The following is a 15,535-nucleotide window of genomic DNA, read 5'->3' as shown; positions in this document are numbered from 1 at the left end:
CGTTTTCAACGCCGCAGCGGCAACGCAGTTAGTTTTTCAGCAGCCTGCTAACGCGCCAGCCAGATGCCGTGCTCGTCCTCGCTGCAGTCGAGGGCGCGCAGGGACTCGCCGGCACAAGGCCCGGCCACGCACTCACCGGATTCGATAAGGAACAGTGCGCCGTGGGTGGCGCACTGGATCAGGCTGCCGCTGTCGTCGAGAAAACGGTCCGGTTGCCATTCCAGGGGAATGCCCCGGTGCGGGCAGCGGTTTTCGTAGGCATGGACCCGGCCCTCCCGGCGAACCAGCAGCAGCTTCAGGTCATCGATCAGAAAGCCCCGGCTCTGGCCTTCGGCCAGTTCGTCGGGGCGGCATAGCAGGATCATCGGCGTCTCCACGGCAGGCGGGCATTATCCCGCGCTGCCGTGGATTGCCAAGAGGGTGCGCGTCCTTGCGCTGAAAGGGGTCAGATCTCCCAGACCAGGTTGACCGCGGCGTGGCGGCCGGGCTGGTTGTAACGCTGCAGGCTGGGGCTGTTCTCGGTCAGCCCGCGTACATCGCCCCACTGCCAGTAGTCCTTGTCGGTGATGTTGAACAGACCGGCGTTGACCGAGAACTCCTCGGTGACCTGCCACCAGCCGTTCAGGTCCAGCAGGCCGTAGCCCGAGGGCTGGTACTGGCCGGCGGTCTGGGTGCGGTCGATACGTTCCTTGGCCGCCACCAGGGTCCAGCTCAGGTCACCGCCGAACTTTCCGCCGGGCTGTGCATAACCCAGGCCGAAGACCCCCTTGAGCGGGTCGACGCTGTTGATCGGCTGGCCAGTGCCTTCGTCCTTGCCACGTGCGTAGGCCACGGAACTCATGGCGCGCCAGCCGGCCGGCATGCCGAGCTTGTCGAGGAAGAGCTCGCCCTTGGCTTCGAAGCCACGGATGGTTACCCGGTCGCGGTTGACGTACTGGAACTCGCCGAAGGGGAAGCCCGGCACGCTGGAGGCGCGGGATACCTGCTCGATGAAGTCGTCGTAGCGGTTGTAGAACAGCGCGGCGCCGAAGCTGCCGATCTCGTACTTGCCGCGCAGGCCCAGTTCGAAGCTGTCGCTGGTCTCGGCCTTGAGGTTGGTGTTGGCCAGGGTGCGGTACATGCCCGGGTTGACGAACTCACCGAAGATCTCGATCGCCTGCGGGGCGCGGAAGCCGGCGGCGTACTGGCCGTAGACGCTGTGCTGGTCGTCGACCTGGTAGGTCACGCCGAACTTGGGCGATACGGCCGAGTCGGTGAAATTGCTCGGGTTGGCGTCGGTCGCCTGGCTATTGAGGTAGCGCGCGGTGGCGTGCGGCTTCATCTCGTAATAGTCGTAGCGCAGGCCCGGCAGCAGGGTCCAGCGGCCGATCTCGATGTTGTCCTGGACGAAAGCCGCGTACTCGTTGGTGGTCGGGTCCGGGAAGTCGCTGGTCGGCAGGACCGGCGTGTTGACCCCGGTGGCTATGACGGTTTCGCCGCCTTCGCGCAGGTCGGTGTTCTTCAGGCGCTTGAGGTCGGTGCCGTAGACCAGGGTGTGCCGGCTGCCGGCGATGCTGAAGGATTTGTCCAGCTTGCTGTTGAGCACCCAGAGCTTTTCCTCGTAGTGGGAATCGCGGGTACGGAAGCGCGCCGAACCCGTGACGACGCGGTTCTCGTAGGTACGCTGGCGGGTCTGGCTGTCCTGGTAGCTGAGCTGGTTCTGCACGTTGTCCGCTATGGGGCTGTCCAGCTGCAGGGTGTGCAGCAGGGAATAGCGCTCGCGGTCGACGCTGTCGCGCGCATCCTGGGTACGGATGGTGGCGGTGTTGCTGTAGTTGCTCAGGACCTTGGTGTCGGTGTCGTCCTGGTAACGCTCGTAGGTCAGTTGCAGGCGCTGGCCTTCGGCGTAGTTCCAGCCGAGCTTGGTGAGCAGGTTGTCGGTGGTGTAGTCGACCGGGTTGGCTTCCTCGCGGGTCGCGCCTATGCCACTGATGTCGCCCTGGGTGTCCAGTGCCTGGCCGGTGCGGCGGCCGATGTGCACCAGGCCATCGACGTTGCCTTGGCGGGCGGCGAGGGTGGTGCTGCGCAGCCAGCTGTCGTCGGAGCCGTCGTAGCCGGTCTTCAGGCGGGCGTAGGCGTCATCGCCTTCGTCCAGGTAGTCGGCCGCGTCCTTGGTGAGGAAGCTCACCGCGCCGCCGATGGCGTCGCTGCCGTACAGCGAGCTGGCCGGGCCGCGGATGATCTCCACCTGCTTGAGGGTGTCCGGGTCCACGTAATCGCGCTGAGCGCTCAGGAAGCCGCCGAAGGAAAAGGCGTCCGGCATGCTCACGCCGTCCACCTGGGTCAGTACGCGGTTGCCACCGATGCCGCGGATGGTGAAACCGGACAGGCCGAAGCGGCTGCCCGTTCCGCCAACGGATACCCCCGGCTCGTAACGCACCAGATCCTGAATATTTTTTACGTTCTTCTGGTCGATCTCTCGTTCAGTCATTACCGACACCGTGTTTGGCACCTGGTCGAGCGTCTGCTCGCTGCGGGTGGCGGTAACGGTGACGGTGTCGAACTGGGTCGCGGTTTTTTCCGCAGCCAGGGCGAGAGAGGGGGAAAGAAGAAGCAAGGCCAGCCAGGGGCGGCGGGCGAAGGGGGGCGAAGCGACATGGATGGACTCCCGGGTTCAAGGCGCAACCAGGGACCGGCCGGGCACTTCTGGTGTGGCTCGGGGCCACGGGCGTCATGCCGCGGGTGCCTTTCCCGATGGCCGTCCTGACCATCGCTTTCGCCGGCCTCTCTGGTGATCGCAGATTGGCATCGGTGGCGAACATAATGAGGTTGACAGTCAAATGCAAACAATTATCAAATTGATTCGTATTTATGTGTTCGGGCTTGAAAATGCCGCGTATCCCACTCTGTCTCGCGCTGTCGCTTGTCGCGCACGCGGGGCTTGCATGGCTCCTGCACGACCTGCGGGCGGAGGCGGCTATCGCCCAGGGAGAGGCCCGGGCGGACGTGGTGCACCTGGTCAGCCTGGCCGAGCCGGCGCCTGCCGTGGCTGAGCCCGTGGCGCGTCCGGCACCGGCTCCCCGCAAGGTGGAACCACAGAGCCGCCCAGTCGCGGAGGCCAAGCCTATTGCCATCAAGCCGCGCCTGGTCAGCCCCGAAGCCCCCGCGCGCAAGGTCGCTCGCGTCGAGCCCAAGCCGCAGCCGCGTCCGCAATCCCGCCCCAGCAGCGAGCCGAGCGTGGCGCACGCCGCAGCGTCGGCCCCGCAGCCGGCACCTGCCCAGCAGGTCGCCATCGCCGCCAAGTTGCCGAAGGCCGAGGTGGTCATCGACCAGCCTTCCTTCCTTACACCGCCCAAGCCCCCGATCTACCCGGCCCAGGCGCGCCGCCGCAATCAGCAGGGCGTGGTCCTGGTGGAGGTCCGCCTGGACGAGCGCGGCGGGCTGCGGGAGATGAAATTGCTGCGCTCGTCAGGCATCGAAAGCCTCGACGAAGCGGCCATAAACGCGGTCGCCAGCTGGCGCTTCCGTCCCGAGGTCCAGGACGGCGAGCCGGTACCGAGCCGCGTGAGAATACCCATTGAATTCGCCCTTACGGCGAGCCGTTGATCCTGAAGGAGTGACACCATGACTGCCCTCACCCAAACCGCCACGGCGGGCCCCGCCCTGTACCAGGCCTGGCAGACGCTGCGTGGCGAAGAGCCGCGCCTGCGCGCCCGTGACGCCGCCGAGCGCCTCTCGGTCAGCGAGGGCGAGCTCACCGCCAGCCGCCTGGGCGTGGATGCCGTGCGCCTGCGCCCCGAGTGGGCGAGCCTGCTGCCCGCGCTGGGCGAGCTGGGCCACATCATGGCGCTGACCCGCAACGAGCATTGCGTGCATGAGCGCAAGGGCGTCTACCGCGACGTGTCGGTGATGGCCAACGGGCAGATGGGCCTGGTGGTGTCCGCCGACATCGACCTGCGCCTGTTCCTCGGTGGCTGGTCCAGCGTGTTCGCCGTCGCCGAAGAGACCCCGCGCGGCACCCAGCGCAGCATCCAGATCTTCGACAAGCAGGGCGTGGCCGTGCACAAGGTGTTCCTCACCGAGCGCAGCGAGGTCGCTGCCTGGGCGCCGCTGGTCGAGCGCTTCCGCGCCGAGGAGCAGAGCACCGAGCTGGACCTGCAGCCGCTGCCCGCCGCCGAGCCGGTCAAGCCCGATGCCGAGATCGACGTCGCCAGCCTGCGTGAAGGCTGGTCCACCCTGAAGGACACCCACCACTTCTTCGCCCTGCTGAAGAAGCACGGCGCGGCACGCACCCAGGCCCTGCGCCTGGCCGGCACCGAATGGGCCGAGAAGCTGGACACCGCCGAGCTGCCGCGCCTGCTGGAAGCGGCCGGCGAGAAGGAAATTCCGATCATGGTGTTCGTCGGCAACCGCCACTGCATCCAGATCCACAGCGGCCCGGTGCAGAACCTGAAGTGGATGGACACCTGGTTCAACGTGCTCGACCCCGAGTTCAACCTGCACCTGAAGACCCCGGGCGTGACCGAACTGTGGCGCGTGCGCAAGCCCAGCAGCGACGGCGTGATCACCAGTTGGGAAGCCTTCGATGCCGAGGGCGAACTGGTGGTACAACTGTTCGGCGCGCGCAAGCCGGGCATCCCGGAGCGTGAAGACTGGCGTGCCCTGGCCGAGACCGCCCCGGCGCTCTGACGCCTGGCCGAGCCCCGGCCCGATCCACCCCGACGCCCCGCCCATGCCGGGGCGTCGTTCCGCCTGAATCTGAAGGAGTCATAGGATGCGTGTTGCTGTTTCCCTTGCCGGCCTGTGCGCTGGCCTGTTCCTGAGCCAAGCGGCGCTGGCCGCCGATCCGCTGCCGCAACGCTGGGTCAGTGCCGGCGGCTCTCTCAGTGAGTGGGTAGTGGCGCTGGGTGGCGAAAGCAAGCTGGTGGGCGTCGACACCACCAGCCTCAACCCCGCCTCGCTGAAGTCGCTGCCGAGCATCGGCTACCAGCGCCAGCTGGCCGCCGAGGGCATTCTCTCGCTGCGCCCGGACATGCTGCTGGGCACCGAGGAAATGGGCCCGCCGCCGGTGATCGAGCAGGTCAAGGCGGCGGGTGTGCGCATCGAGCTACTGCCCTCCAAGGCCGAGCTGCCGGTGCTGGAGAAGAACCTCACGCTGATCGGCGGCCTGCTGGGTGACGAGGCCAGCGCGCAAAAGGTCTTCGCCGACTACAGCCAGCGCTTCGAGCTGCAGGCCAAGTGGGTCGCCGAGACCCAGCGCACGCAGAAGGCGCCGCGCGTCCTGTTGCTGCTCGGCCATGCCGGCAGCAACCCCATGGCCGCCGGCAAGGACACCGCCGCCGCCTGGATCATCGAACGGGCCGGTGGCCAGAACATCACCGATCACCTCGGCTACAAGGCGATCTCCAACGAGGCGTTGGCGGCACTGGACCCGGACGTGGTGGTGTTCGCCGATCGCCGTCTCGAAGGCGAGGAAGCCAAGGCTGCGCTGCTCAAGCAGAACCCCGCCCTGGCCATGACCCGCGCCGGCAAGCAGGGCCGCCTGCTGCCGCTGGACCCGACCCTGCTGGTGGGTGGCCTCGGCCCGCGCCTGCCGGATGGAGTGGCTGCGCTGTCCGCGGGCTTTTATCCTCAGGCTCCAGCCCTGACCGCTAACAGCCAGAACCAGCCATGACCTCAGCTGTACATTCGCGTCCACTGTTCATCGCACTGGGCGCCTTGCTCGCGCTCGCCCTCTGGCTGTCCCTGGCCCTCGGCCCGGTGAGCCTGCCCCTGGGCGACACCCTGCGCGCTGCTCTGCGCCTGGCCGGAATGCCCCTGGCGCCCGAAGGCCTGGAGCAGGCCGAACTGATCCTCGGGCAGATCCGCCTGCCGCGTACCTTGCTGGGCCTTGCCGTTGGCGCGGTGCTGGCGCTGTCCGGCGTGGCGATGCAGGGCCTGTTCCGCAACCCGCTGGCGGACCCCGGCCTGGTCGGCGTTTCCAGCGGTGCGGCCCTCGGCGCGGCGGTGGCCATCGTCGGCGGTGCGGCCATCGGCGGGCTGTCCGAGAACCTCGCGCCCTACCTGCTTTCCGCCTGCGCCTTCGCCGGTGGCCTGGGGGTAACGGCGCTGGTCTATCGCCTCGGCCGTCGCGACGGGCAGACCAGCGTGGTGACCATGCTGCTCGCCGGTATCGCCCTCAACGCCCTGGCCTTCGCCTGCATCGGTTTGTTCACCTACCTGGCGGACGACGCCACCCTGCGCACCCTGACCTTCTGGAACCTGGGCAGCCTCAACGGCGCCAGCTATGCACGGCTGTGGCCGCTGCTGCTGATCACCGGGGCGGTGGCGCTGTGGCTGCCGCGCCGGGCCAAGGCGCTGAACGCCTTGCTGCTGGGCGAGTCCGAGGCGCGTCACCTGGGCTTCGAAGTCGAGAAGCTCAAGCGCGAACTGGTGCTGTGCACGGCGCTGGGCGTCGGTGCTGCGGTGGCCGCTGCGGGGCTGATCGGCTTCATCGGCCTGGTGGTGCCGCACCTGGTGCGCCTGGTCGCCGGGCCGGATCACCGTGTCCTGCTGCCGGCCTCGGCGTTGGCCGGTGCCAGCCTGCTGTTGTTCGCCGACCTGGCCGCGCGCCTGGTGCTGGCGCCGGCGGAGATGCCCATCGGCATCGTCACCGCGCTGATCGGCGCGCCCTTCTTCCTCTATCTGCTGCTGCGGGGGCGTCACTGATGCTGCGTGTCGAACAGCTTGAAGTGCACCGTGGCAGCACCGTGGTGCTGGCGGGCGTGGACCTGGAGCTGCGCCCCGGCGAAGTGCTGGGCGTGCTCGGCCCCAACGGCGCGGGCAAGAGCACCCTGCTCGGCGCCCTGAGCGGCGAGCTGGGCCTGGCCGCTGGCCAGGTCAGCCTGGAGCAGCGGCCGCTTGCCGAGTGGACCGGCCCGCAGCGTGCCCAACGCCTGGCAGTGTTGCCGCAGAGCTCCACCCTTAACTTCGGCTTCCGCGTCGAGGAAGTGGTCGGCATGGGCCGCCTGCCCCACGCGACGGGCCGCGTGCGCGATGCGGAAATCATCGGCGAAGCCCTGGAGGCGGCCGATGCCGCGCACCTGGCCGGGCGCAGCTACCTCGCGCTCTCCGGCGGCGAGCGCCAGCGCGTGCACCTGGCGCGGGTGCTGGCGCAGCTGTGGCCGGGCGCGGAAGGGCAGCACCTGCTGCTGGACGAGCCCACCTCCATGCTCGACCCCCTGCACCAGCACACCACCCTGCAAGCGGTGCGTGATTTCGCCAAGCGTGGCGCCGCGGTGCTGGTGATCCTTCATGATCTCAACCTGGCGGCGCGCTACTGCGACCGCCTGCTGCTGCTCTGCGACGGGCGCCCCCATGTGCTGGGCACGCCGGACGAGGTGCTGCAACCCGAGCCGCTGAAGGCCGTGTTCGGCCTCGACGTGCTGGTGCAGCGCCACCCGGAACGCGGCCATCCCCTGATCGTCGCGCGCTGAACGAACCCGAGGAATCCATCCATGCGTCTGCTTCTCCTGCTCATCATCGCGTCCCTGGCGGCGTGCCAGGCCACCCCGCCCTTGCCGCAGTGGCAGAGCCCGGAGGCCCGCCAGCATGCCGATCTCGGTGTGATCCGCGACCTGCGCAGTGGCGAAACCCTGAGCCCGCAACAATTGCTCGACCGTCTTGCCGAGGCGCCGCGCGTGCTGGTGGGCGAGCAGCATGACAACCCCGACCACCACGCCCTGCAGCTGTGGTTGCTGCAGGCGCTGGAAGGCCGTCGCAGCCAGGGCAGCCTGCTGCTGGAAATGCTCAACCCCGACCAGCAGGCCAAGGTGGATGCCGTGCACGCACGCATCCGTTCCGGCGCCGGCGAAGGTGAGCTGGAAAGCGCGCTGGCTTGGCAGAAGAACTGGGACTGGGCGCTGTACGGCCCGATCGTGCGCCATGCGCTGGCCCAGCCCTACCCGCTGCTGGCGGCGAACCTGGATCGCAGCGAGATCATGCGCATCTATGGCGAGCAGCCAGCGCTAAGCGGCACCGCCTCGACCACGGCCACCGTCCAGGGCGCCCTGCGCGAGCAGATCCGCGAATCCCATTGCGGGCTGCTGCCGGAGAGCCAGTTCCCGGCCATGCTCGCCGTGCAGCAGCAGCGTGACCGGCGCATGGCCGAGCGCCTGCTGGCGGCCCCGCAACCGGCGTTGCTGTTCGCCGGTGCTTTCCATGTGCGACGCGACCTGGGCGTGCCGCTGCACCTGGCCGATCTCGGTGCGGGGGAGGGCAGTGCGGTGCTGATCCTCGCCGAGGCAGGCAAGACCGTGGAGCCCGGCAGCGCCGACTACGTCTGGTACACCGCCGCGCTGCCGGCCAAGGATCACTGCGCCGAGTTGCGCGAGCGGATGCAGCCGGCTCAGTGATCCGAATCGATGATCACCTCCTCGCCCAGCGCGCCGTTCTCCGGTAGCGGCTGATTGGTCGAGGAGGCGGCACGCATCACCCGCACGCCGCGGATGCCGGCGTCCCGCGCCGAGCGGATATCGCTGTCCGAATCGCCGTAGTAGAGCGCGATGCCCTGCTGGCGGATGAACGCGGCCTTTTCCGGGCCGGACGAGAAGATCACCGGGTTCATCGCCTTGATGGCGAAGGTCTGCTGGAGGATCTCGCTGAGCTTCTCCCCGGGCGTGCTCGGCCGGCCAGTGATGAAGAAGATGCGGTCGCCCCGGGCCTGGTGCAGGTCGATCAGCCTGCGCCCCACTTCTTTGGGCAGCGAGTAGCGGTCGCAACCGCCATTGGTTTCCTGCCAGAAGCGCATGTCGTGCAGGTAGGCGTCGCTGCCTGGCGAGTACTTCTGCTTGCCGTGATAGAAGCAGGGGCTGGAAAACAGCAGCGTGTCGTCGATATCGAAACCGACGCTGATGGGCGCCTGCCCCGACAGGCTGCTGCCGATCTCCTCGACCGAAACCCAGTGCACCTCCGAAGGCAGTATTTCCTCCGCCAGCAAGGCGGTGGGGAAGGCTGCCGCGACAGCGAGGGCCAGGGCGTGGATCGTCTTGCGCATTGCGTACTCCATCGATGGGTTTGCTCGTCGGTTGGCTAGCAACCGGCATGCCGCCACGGGCGCGGAAAGGCTTGCGTCGCGCGCTGCGGCTGCCCCCATGAAACCTGACGGAGATGACAGGTTGATAAATTGTCGGACGATATCCGTTTGATCCTGTCTGTTGAGACAACTTGGTGCGGGCTTTTCGTGGAAGTCGCCAGATTGGGGCATGGACAGATGTGACCTGATCGGTATTCATTGGCCAGGAGCCTCTGCTGCGGGCCATGCAAATCAAACGCTTATTTCAATACTGATTGTGAAGTCAGTTTCTGGCACGCTCCGTGCTGTCATCAAAGCGTTACATGAACTCGCCATCATTCGCGCCAATCCTGCGTTGATGGTCAGGATCAAATGAGGGCAGGTTGAGGCCGCCCATCGCTGATGACTGTGGGAGGTTGTGTCCTCATGCGTAGCTGGGACGTTGCGAAGAAGAAGAAGGCCCACATCGAGATCATCCCGATGATCGATGTGATGATGTTCCTGCTGGTGTTTTTCGTGCTGGTGAGTCTCAACGTGATTCCCGCCGTAGGCATCAAGACGCAGTTGCCGACGGCCGCCCATGCCCAGCAGCTGAAGCCGCAGAACAAGGCGGTGATCACTCTGGGCCTCGACGAGAAGTTGCAGCTCGATGGCCAGGATGTCAGCGAGAGCCTGCTGGTCGAACAGTTGAAAGTGCTGGAAGGCACGGCCGAGAAGTTGGTCATCATCATCAATAGCGACCAGGGCGTGGAAGTTAAGCGCCTGGTGGCGGTGATGGACTTGCTCAAGGGCAATGGCTTCTCTTCCGTTTCCATCGCCACGCGTAAATCCTGACGCCATGTTTCCTATCTATCGAACTCGCAAGTTCATTGCGTGTGTGCCGGCGGCTTGCCTGCTTCTCGTATTCGTTTATTCCGCCAGTTCGCAGAGCTTGCAGATGAAACCCAAGTACGACGACAGCGCCGTGGAAATCGCGCTGGTGGATCCGGCCGATTTCATGCCGCCACCGCCCGAGCCGGAACCCGTGGTCGAGGCGCCGCAGCCGGAACCCGAGCCGCTGCCCGAGCCCGAAGTCGAGGAGCCGGTGGTGATCGAGCCGCCGAAGCCCAAGCCCGTCCCCAAACCGGTGCCCAAGCCTGTGGTGAAACAGGTGGAGAAACCCAAGCCGCAGGTGGTCAAGCAGGAGCCCAAGTCCGCGCCGCCCGTGGTGGCCAAGGCAGCGCCAGCCCCGGCTCCGACACCCGCACCGGCCCCGGTGAGCGTGCCGGTGGCGCCGCCCGCACCCCGCGACAACAGCGCGGCGATGGAGGGCGTCTACACCGCCGCCCTGCGCAAGGAGCTGGAGAAATACAAGCAATACCCGCGTGGTCGCGAGGCTTCGTTGCAGCGCCCCGAAGGCAACGTGGTGGTCTGGCTGTTGGTGGACCGAGTGGGGAATGTCCTGGATGCAGGCATTGAAAGCAAGGCAACGAACATGTTGCTGAACAAGGCTGCACAAACAAGTTTGCGTCGATTGGAAAAAGTTTCGCCGTTCCCGAGCGAAGCCTTCCAGGGAAAAGACAAACAACGATTTACGGCGACCTTTAGTTACAACGTCGAGTGATCAAGTACCCATAACTAAACCAATAAACGAAGGCGTTCCTTTTTATCGAGGAGTTTGGTCCGTGAAGTTTAATAAGTTATTTGCAATGTTCCTGGCCGCTGGCCTGGGGGGATGGACGATGGCGGCGCTGGCCGCTGAAGAGTCCGCAGATTCCGTTGATGTGGGCAAGGTGAAAGTCACCGGGCAGAACCTGGGCAATGGCCAGATGGTGGTTGAGGAGGCGGGCAAGGCGCGCACCACCATCACCAAAGAGGCGCTGGAAAAGATGGCGCCGGCGGCGAACGCCATCGACAAGCTGAAATATAAGCCGGGTATCAACGTCAGCTCTAACGACTCCACCGGCCTCAGCGGCACCACCTTCACCATGCGCGGCATGCAATCCGACCAGATCGGCGTTTCCATGGATGGCATCCCGATCAACGATTCCGGCAGCTACGAGCTGTACCCGAACCTGATGGGCGACCCGGAGAACCTCGGCGAGGTCTTCGCCACCCAGGGTTCGTCCGAGATCGACGCGCCGCACATCGGCGCCTCCGGCGGCAACATCGGCCTGGTGTCGTTGCCGCCCGAGAAGGACTTCGGCGTCTTCGCCAAGCAGACCCTCGGCAGCAACAACCTGACCAAGTCCTTCGTGCGCCTGAACACCGGCGAATACATGGGCCTGTCGAACTACATCTCCGTGTCCAAGACCAACGCCGACAAGTGGAAGGGCAAGGGCGACCTGGACGCGGAGAAGGTCGAGCTGAACAGCCTGTACAAGTTCGGCGAGGGCAACAGCCTCAACGCGATCGTCCGGTACCACAAACAGGAAAACTACAACTACGCCACTGCCAGCAAGGCGCAGTTCAAGGCCGACCCGCGCTACGAGTTCGCCGACCGGCCGACCTACACCACCGTGGGTGGCAACACCAACATGACGGCGTCCAGCTACGCCATCAACCGCAACCCGTTCGAAAACCTCACCACCCAGATCACCGGTCGTTTCCAACTCGACGATGACGTCACGCTGACCGTGATGCCCTATTACTACTGGGCCAACGGCGGCAGCTATTCCACCTACGGCAACGCCGCCAGCCTCAACCGCACGTCCACCGGTTCCAACCAGTACAACCTGGGCAACCTGGGGACCTCGGCCGACTACGCGGCCGACGGCAGTCCCACCAGCGGCCTCTACTACCGCCCGTCCTGGACCGAGACCTGGCGCCCTGGCGTCAACACCAAGCTCACCTGGATGATCAACGACGAACACACCTTCGACGTGGGTTACTGGTATGAGCGTGCGCGCCAGCGCCAGACCCAGCCCTTCATCTCCCTGGATGCCGAAGGCAAGCCTGTGGATATCTGGGGTGACTTCCACGACAGCAACCAGGTGCGCGATGCCAACGGCACCGTCGTCCAGGGCCGTAACTGGTTCACCACCACGCCGAGCCAGAAGCTGTTCGTCCAGGACACCTGGTACGCGACCCCGGACCTGACCATCACCGCCGGCCTGGCCTACGACCACTCCGAGCGCCAGGGCGAGAAGAAGGTTTCCCTGGCCACCGGCAGCACCGTCGACAGGAGGCCTGGCAAGAAGAACCAGAAGTACCACGAGTTCCTGCCGAGCTTCAGCGCCAAGTACCAGCTGGATGACGAGAACCAGGTCTTCTACAACCTGACCCGCAACATGCGCACGCCGCCGAACTACGTGCTCTACAACGCCGGCAGCTCCATCGAGCTGAAGCCCGAGCTGAGCTGGAACAACGAGGTCGGCTGGCGCTTCACCACCGAGGACATGACCCTCGGCGCGACGCTGTTCTACCTGACCTTCACCGATCGCCAGGTCTCCAGCTACAACCAGGCGGCCAACGACTACGAAATGCTCAACGTCGGCAAGGTGATCAACCAGGGCGTGGAGCTGGAGTGGAGCGGCCTGCTGCCCTACAACTTCAACTACTACGCGTCCTACACCTACACCGAGGCCGAGCAGCAGGACTCCATCCTGACCCGCAACGTCTACCTGCCCACCGAAGGCAAGCAGGTGGCCGCCGTGCCGAAGAACATGTTCAACCTGAGCCTGGGCTACGACGACGGCCGTTACTACGGCAACATCGCCGGCCGCTACGTGGGCCGCCAGTACGGCGACATGACCAACGACGAGAGCATCCCCGACTTCGTCGTCGCCGACCTGAACCTGGGTGTACGCCTGCCGGTGCAGGGCACTGCGCTGAAGAGCGCCGCTGTGCGCTTCTCGGTGACCAACCTGTTCGACAAGGAGTACCTGAGCGGCGTCAAGTCGGTGTCGTTCAACTCCGTGCGCTACAACGGCTCCGGCTCCGCTTTCGCGGGCGCCAACTCGCCGTTCTACACCATCGGTGAAGAGCGCGTGGCCTCCATCACCCTGGAAGGCTCCTTCTAATCCACCCCGAAGTCCGCAGGGCCTTCGGGCCCTTCGGCACACCCCGAGTTCGCTGGAGGTACCACATGAATATGGATCTGCTGCACGACATTACCTTCTACGTGATGTACGGCGCCGCCGCCCTTGCCGCGTTCATCGCCGTGGAGCGGGGCATCTTCTTCGCCTACAGCCTGCGCCAGGCCGTGAAGCTGGAAGCGGCGCTGGTGCCGAGCATGCATGGCATCGACGAGCTGCCGGCCGCGCTGAACAGCCGCAAGAGCCTGCCGCTGGAAATGATCGACCAGCTGTTCGAGCAGAAGGGCGCGGTCAGCTCCCACAAGGACCTGGAAGACCTCAGCGAATCCATCTACATCGCCACCCGTGGCAAGCTGATGCACGGCCTGTGGATCCTCGAGACCGTGGTCACCGCAGCGCCGCTGCTGGGCCTGCTGGGCACCATCCTCGGCATCATCGACACCTTCCGCGCCCTGGCCGAGGCCGGCGTTTCCGACCCGGGCGAAGTGTCCAAGGGCATCGGCACCGCGCTGTTCGCCACCGCGCTGGGTATCGCCATCGCCCTGGTCGCGATGATCTTCCACAACCACTTCCAGGACCGTGTCGAGCGCATCACCGACCACCTGAAGATCCTCCTGCTGCGTGCCGGCATGGGCACCGTGGTCCGCACGGCGGCGCCGGTCGCCAACGGCCAGTTGCAGCCGGCCTGATGCGCGCAGGGGAGTCACGCATGTTCCGTTCCCTTGCCCGCAGCCGCTTGCTGGGCGCACTCCTGCTCGCCGGCCTGGCCGGTTGCGGGCAGGAAGCTGTGCAGCCGGTGGCGGTGAACCTGGTGGCGATCAACGATTTCCACGGTTACATCCAGGGCAGCAGTTTCCGCTACCCGGACCCGGCCAACCCCGGCAAGACGCTGTCGGTGAACGCCGGCGGCATCGCCACCCTTGGCGGCATGCTGGCGGAGCTGCGCAAGCAGGACCCGCAGCTGCTGTTCATCGGCGCTGGCGACCTGGTGGGCGGCAGCCCGCCGATCTCCGCCATGTGGGCCGACGAGCCCAGCCTGGAGGCGCTCAAGGCCATGGGCCTGCGCTTCACCGCCGTGGGCAACCACGAGCTGGACCTGGGCAAGGCCGAGCTGCTGCGGCAGATCCACGGTGGCTGTGAATCACCACGCCCGGAGAAGGCCTGCAGCTTCCGCGGTTACTACAAGGGCGCCGGGTTCGATTACCTGGCCGCCAACCTGGTGGACAGCACCACTGGCAAGCCACTGCTGCCGGCCTACCTCATCGAGGAGGTGAAGGGGGTCAAGGTGGCCTTCGTCGCCGCCATCCTGCGCGATGTCGCCAGCGTGGTCCGCCCCAGCGGCCTGGCCGGGCTGGAGGTGCGCGACGAGGCTGATTCGATCAACGCGCTGATCCCCGAGATCAAGGCCGCCGGTGCCAACGCCATCGTCGCCGTGGTGCACCAGGGTGGCAGCACGCCTGAGCCCTTCGACAAGCCCGCCTGCCAGCAACTGGGCGGCGAGATCGTCGATGTGGCCAAGCGCCTGGACCCGGCAGTGGACCTGCTGCTCAGTGCCCACAGCCACCAGGGCTATCTGTGCCAGGTGGGTAAGCTGCCGGTGACCCAGGGCTCCTCCTACGGCCACCTGCTCACCCAGCTCACGCTGGACGTGACACCAGGGACCCACAAGGTGACCCGCATCGAGGCCCGCAACCTGCTGGCCGACCCGGCGCGTTATGCCGCGGACGAGAAGCTCGCGGCGCTGCAAAGCGAGATCGAAGCGCGCAGCAATGCGGTGCTGGCGCGGCCCATCGCCCGGCTGGCGGCTGCTGAGGTGCGTCGCGAGGTGAACGAGGCGGGCGAATCGGCCATGGGTGATCTGATCGCCGATGCGCAACTGGCTGCGACCCGCTCGCAGGGCGCACAGCTGGCATTGATGAACCCGGGCGGCATCCGTGGCGACCTGGCACTGGAACAGGGGCTGGAGACGGTCAGCTACTCCCAGGTGGCCAGCTCGCAACCTTTCAACAACACCCTGCACCTGCTGACCCTCAGTGGCGCGCAACTGGTGGCGCTGCTGGAGCAGCAGTGGCGCGACGGAGGTGGCTTCACACCGCTGCAGGTCTCCTCGTCCTTCGCCTACCAGTGGGAGGCGGGCAGGCCGTTCGGGCAGCGCGTGCGGGTCGACAGCCTGCGCCTGGACGGCCAGCCGGTGCGGGCGGATGGGCGCTACCGGGTGGTTTCCAATGCCTTCCTCGCGGAGGGGGGCGATGGCTTCAGCCTGTTCCGCGAAGGGGCGGAACATCGCGACAGCGGCATCTCCGACCTGGACGCGTTGATCGACTACCTGGTGGCCCAGGACCAGGCCGGCAAGCCGGCGGGTGCGGCCGAAGGCGCGCGGCGCATCCGCCGTGTGGATATGGCGGTCAGCCAACGGGAATAGCGGCTTGCAACAAGGAGGCGCCTGCATGACGGGCGCCCGATAACCATAAAGAAGGCGACCCAGAGT

General features: G+C 66.3%; 15 protein-coding genes. 12 read left to right on the top strand and 3 right to left on the bottom strand.

From position 1 onward, the window contains the following. Positions 1-47: 47 nt before the first annotated feature. Together PSm6_RS06145 and PSm6_RS06140 are read right to left on the bottom strand one after the other, a co-directional pair. Positions 48-365: a Rieske (2Fe-2S) protein gene (locus PSm6_RS06145; RefSeq protein ID WP_265169762.1), complete on the bottom strand. Its 318-nt coding sequence runs from the start codon at positions 363-365 to the stop codon at positions 48-50. Between the two features lie 80 nt (positions 366-445). Then, on the bottom strand, positions 446-2,641 hold the full coding sequence (locus PSm6_RS06140; RefSeq protein ID WP_265170505.1) for a TonB-dependent hemoglobin/transferrin/lactoferrin family receptor: 2,196 nt from the start codon (positions 2,639-2,641) through the stop codon (positions 446-448). A 347-nt stretch (positions 2,642-2,988) separates the two neighbouring features. On the opposite strand from PSm6_RS06140, the gene PSm6_RS06135 reads away from it, so the two are divergent. From PSm6_RS06135 to PSm6_RS06110, 6 genes are all read left to right on the top strand, one after another. Then, complete coding sequence (locus PSm6_RS06135) at positions 2,989-3,585, top strand: energy transducer TonB (RefSeq protein WP_265169761.1); 597 nt, start codon at positions 2,989-2,991, stop codon at positions 3,583-3,585. A gap of 18 nt (positions 3,586-3,603) precedes the next feature. Continuing rightward, the gene (locus tag PSm6_RS06130) at positions 3,604-4,668 is read left to right on the top strand and encodes a hemin-degrading factor (protein WP_043244455.1); all 1,065 of its coding nucleotides are present in this window, start codon (positions 3,604-3,606) and stop codon (positions 4,666-4,668) included. 85 nt (positions 4,669-4,753) lie between these two features. Then, positions 4,754-5,653, top strand: a complete 900-nt coding sequence (locus PSm6_RS06125) for a heme/hemin ABC transporter substrate-binding protein (RefSeq protein ID WP_265169760.1) — start codon at positions 4,754-4,756, stop codon at positions 5,651-5,653. Beyond that, on the top strand, positions 5,650-6,687 hold the full coding sequence (locus PSm6_RS06120) for a FecCD family ABC transporter permease (protein ID WP_265169759.1): 1,038 nt from the start codon (positions 5,650-5,652) through the stop codon (positions 6,685-6,687). Before PSm6_RS06125 ends, PSm6_RS06120 begins: the two co-directional genes overlap by 4 nt. Next, entirely contained in the window at positions 6,687-7,454 is a 768-nt protein-coding gene (locus PSm6_RS06115; RefSeq protein ID WP_265169758.1) for a heme ABC transporter ATP-binding protein, read from the top strand. Before PSm6_RS06120 ends, PSm6_RS06115 begins: the two co-directional genes overlap by 1 nt. 21 nt (positions 7,455-7,475) lie before the next feature. Beyond that, positions 7,476-8,372, top strand: a complete 897-nt coding sequence (locus PSm6_RS06110) for a ChaN family lipoprotein (protein ID WP_265169757.1) — start codon at positions 7,476-7,478, stop codon at positions 8,370-8,372. On the opposite strand, the gene aphA is transcribed toward PSm6_RS06110, so the two are convergent. Further along, on the bottom strand, positions 8,366-9,013 hold the full coding sequence (aphA, locus tag PSm6_RS06105; RefSeq protein WP_265169756.1) for an acid phosphatase AphA: 648 nt from the start codon (positions 9,011-9,013) through the stop codon (positions 8,366-8,368). The genes PSm6_RS06110 and aphA overlap by 7 nt on opposite strands. A 208-nt stretch (positions 9,014-9,221) precedes the next feature. Here aphA and PSm6_RS06100 point away from each other — a divergent pair, with 208 nt between their 5' ends. From PSm6_RS06100 to PSm6_RS06075, 6 genes are all read left to right on the top strand, one after another. Further along, positions 9,222-9,407 carry a hypothetical protein gene (locus tag PSm6_RS06100; protein WP_236205938.1) on the top strand — a complete coding sequence of 62 codons (186 nt, stop codon included), beginning with the start codon at positions 9,222-9,224 and terminating at the stop codon, positions 9,405-9,407. A gap of 50 nt (positions 9,408-9,457) precedes the next feature. Continuing rightward, positions 9,458-9,865, top strand: coding sequence for an ExbD/TolR family protein (locus PSm6_RS06095; protein ID WP_021219306.1), 408 nt, complete (start codon positions 9,458-9,460; stop codon positions 9,863-9,865). Positions 9,866-9,869: 4 nt separating this feature from the next. After that, positions 9,870-10,634, top strand: a complete 765-nt coding sequence (locus PSm6_RS06090) for an energy transducer TonB family protein (protein WP_031287627.1) — start codon at positions 9,870-9,872, stop codon at positions 10,632-10,634. A 61-nt stretch (positions 10,635-10,695) separates the two neighbouring features. Further along, positions 10,696-13,032: a TonB-dependent receptor family protein gene (locus tag PSm6_RS06085; RefSeq protein ID WP_265169755.1), complete on the top strand. Its 2,337-nt coding sequence runs from the start codon at positions 10,696-10,698 to the stop codon at positions 13,030-13,032. Between the two features lie 65 nt (positions 13,033-13,097). Further along, positions 13,098-13,736 (top strand): MotA/TolQ/ExbB proton channel family protein, encoded by a 639-nt coding sequence (locus PSm6_RS06080; RefSeq protein ID WP_021219303.1) that lies wholly within the window; start codon positions 13,098-13,100, stop codon positions 13,734-13,736. 20 nt (positions 13,737-13,756) lie between these two features. Continuing rightward, positions 13,757-15,469 (top strand): bifunctional metallophosphatase/5'-nucleotidase, encoded by a 1,713-nt coding sequence (locus PSm6_RS06075; protein WP_265169754.1) that lies wholly within the window; start codon positions 13,757-13,759, stop codon positions 15,467-15,469. Positions 15,470-15,535 lie beyond the last annotated feature (66 nt).

The organism is Pseudomonas solani, assembly GCF_026072635.1.
Classification (GTDB): Bacteria; Pseudomonadota; Gammaproteobacteria; order Pseudomonadales; family Pseudomonadaceae; genus Metapseudomonas; species Metapseudomonas solani.
Note: the sequence above shows the minus strand (reverse complement) of the source record. Positions and strands in the feature narration are given on the sequence as shown.

Excerpts from the sequence above, each read along its gene's own strand:
- PSm6_RS06120 (WP_265169759.1), top strand. The coding sequence starts at position 5,650 with ATGACCTCAGCTGTACATTCGCGTCCACTGTTCATCGCACTGGGCGCC.
- PSm6_RS06130 (WP_043244455.1), top strand. The coding sequence starts at position 3,604 with ATGACTGCCCTCACCCAAACCGCCACGGCGGGCCCCGCCCTGTACCAG.
- PSm6_RS06110 (WP_265169757.1), top strand. The coding sequence starts at position 7,476 with ATGCGTCTGCTTCTCCTGCTCATCATCGCGTCCCTGGCGGCGTGCCAG.
- PSm6_RS06125 (WP_265169760.1), top strand. The coding sequence starts at position 4,754 with ATGCGTGTTGCTGTTTCCCTTGCCGGCCTGTGCGCTGGCCTGTTCCTG.
- PSm6_RS06095 (WP_021219306.1), top strand. The coding sequence starts at position 9,458 with ATGCGTAGCTGGGACGTTGCGAAGAAGAAGAAGGCCCACATCGAGATC.
- PSm6_RS06080 (WP_021219303.1), top strand. The coding sequence starts at position 13,098 with ATGAATATGGATCTGCTGCACGACATTACCTTCTACGTGATGTACGGC.
- PSm6_RS06075 (WP_265169754.1), top strand. The coding sequence starts at position 13,757 with ATGTTCCGTTCCCTTGCCCGCAGCCGCTTGCTGGGCGCACTCCTGCTC.
- PSm6_RS06090 (WP_031287627.1), top strand. The coding sequence starts at position 9,870 with ATGTTTCCTATCTATCGAACTCGCAAGTTCATTGCGTGTGTGCCGGCG.
- aphA (WP_265169756.1), bottom strand. The coding sequence starts at position 9,013 with ATGCGCAAGACGATCCACGCCCTGGCCCTCGCTGTCGCGGCAGCCTTC.
- PSm6_RS06115 (WP_265169758.1), top strand. The coding sequence starts at position 6,687 with ATGCTGCGTGTCGAACAGCTTGAAGTGCACCGTGGCAGCACCGTGGTG.
- PSm6_RS06145 (WP_265169762.1), bottom strand. The coding sequence starts at position 365 with ATGATCCTGCTATGCCGCCCCGACGAACTGGCCGAAGGCCAGAGCCGG.
- PSm6_RS06100 (WP_236205938.1), top strand. The coding sequence starts at position 9,222 with ATGGACAGATGTGACCTGATCGGTATTCATTGGCCAGGAGCCTCTGCT.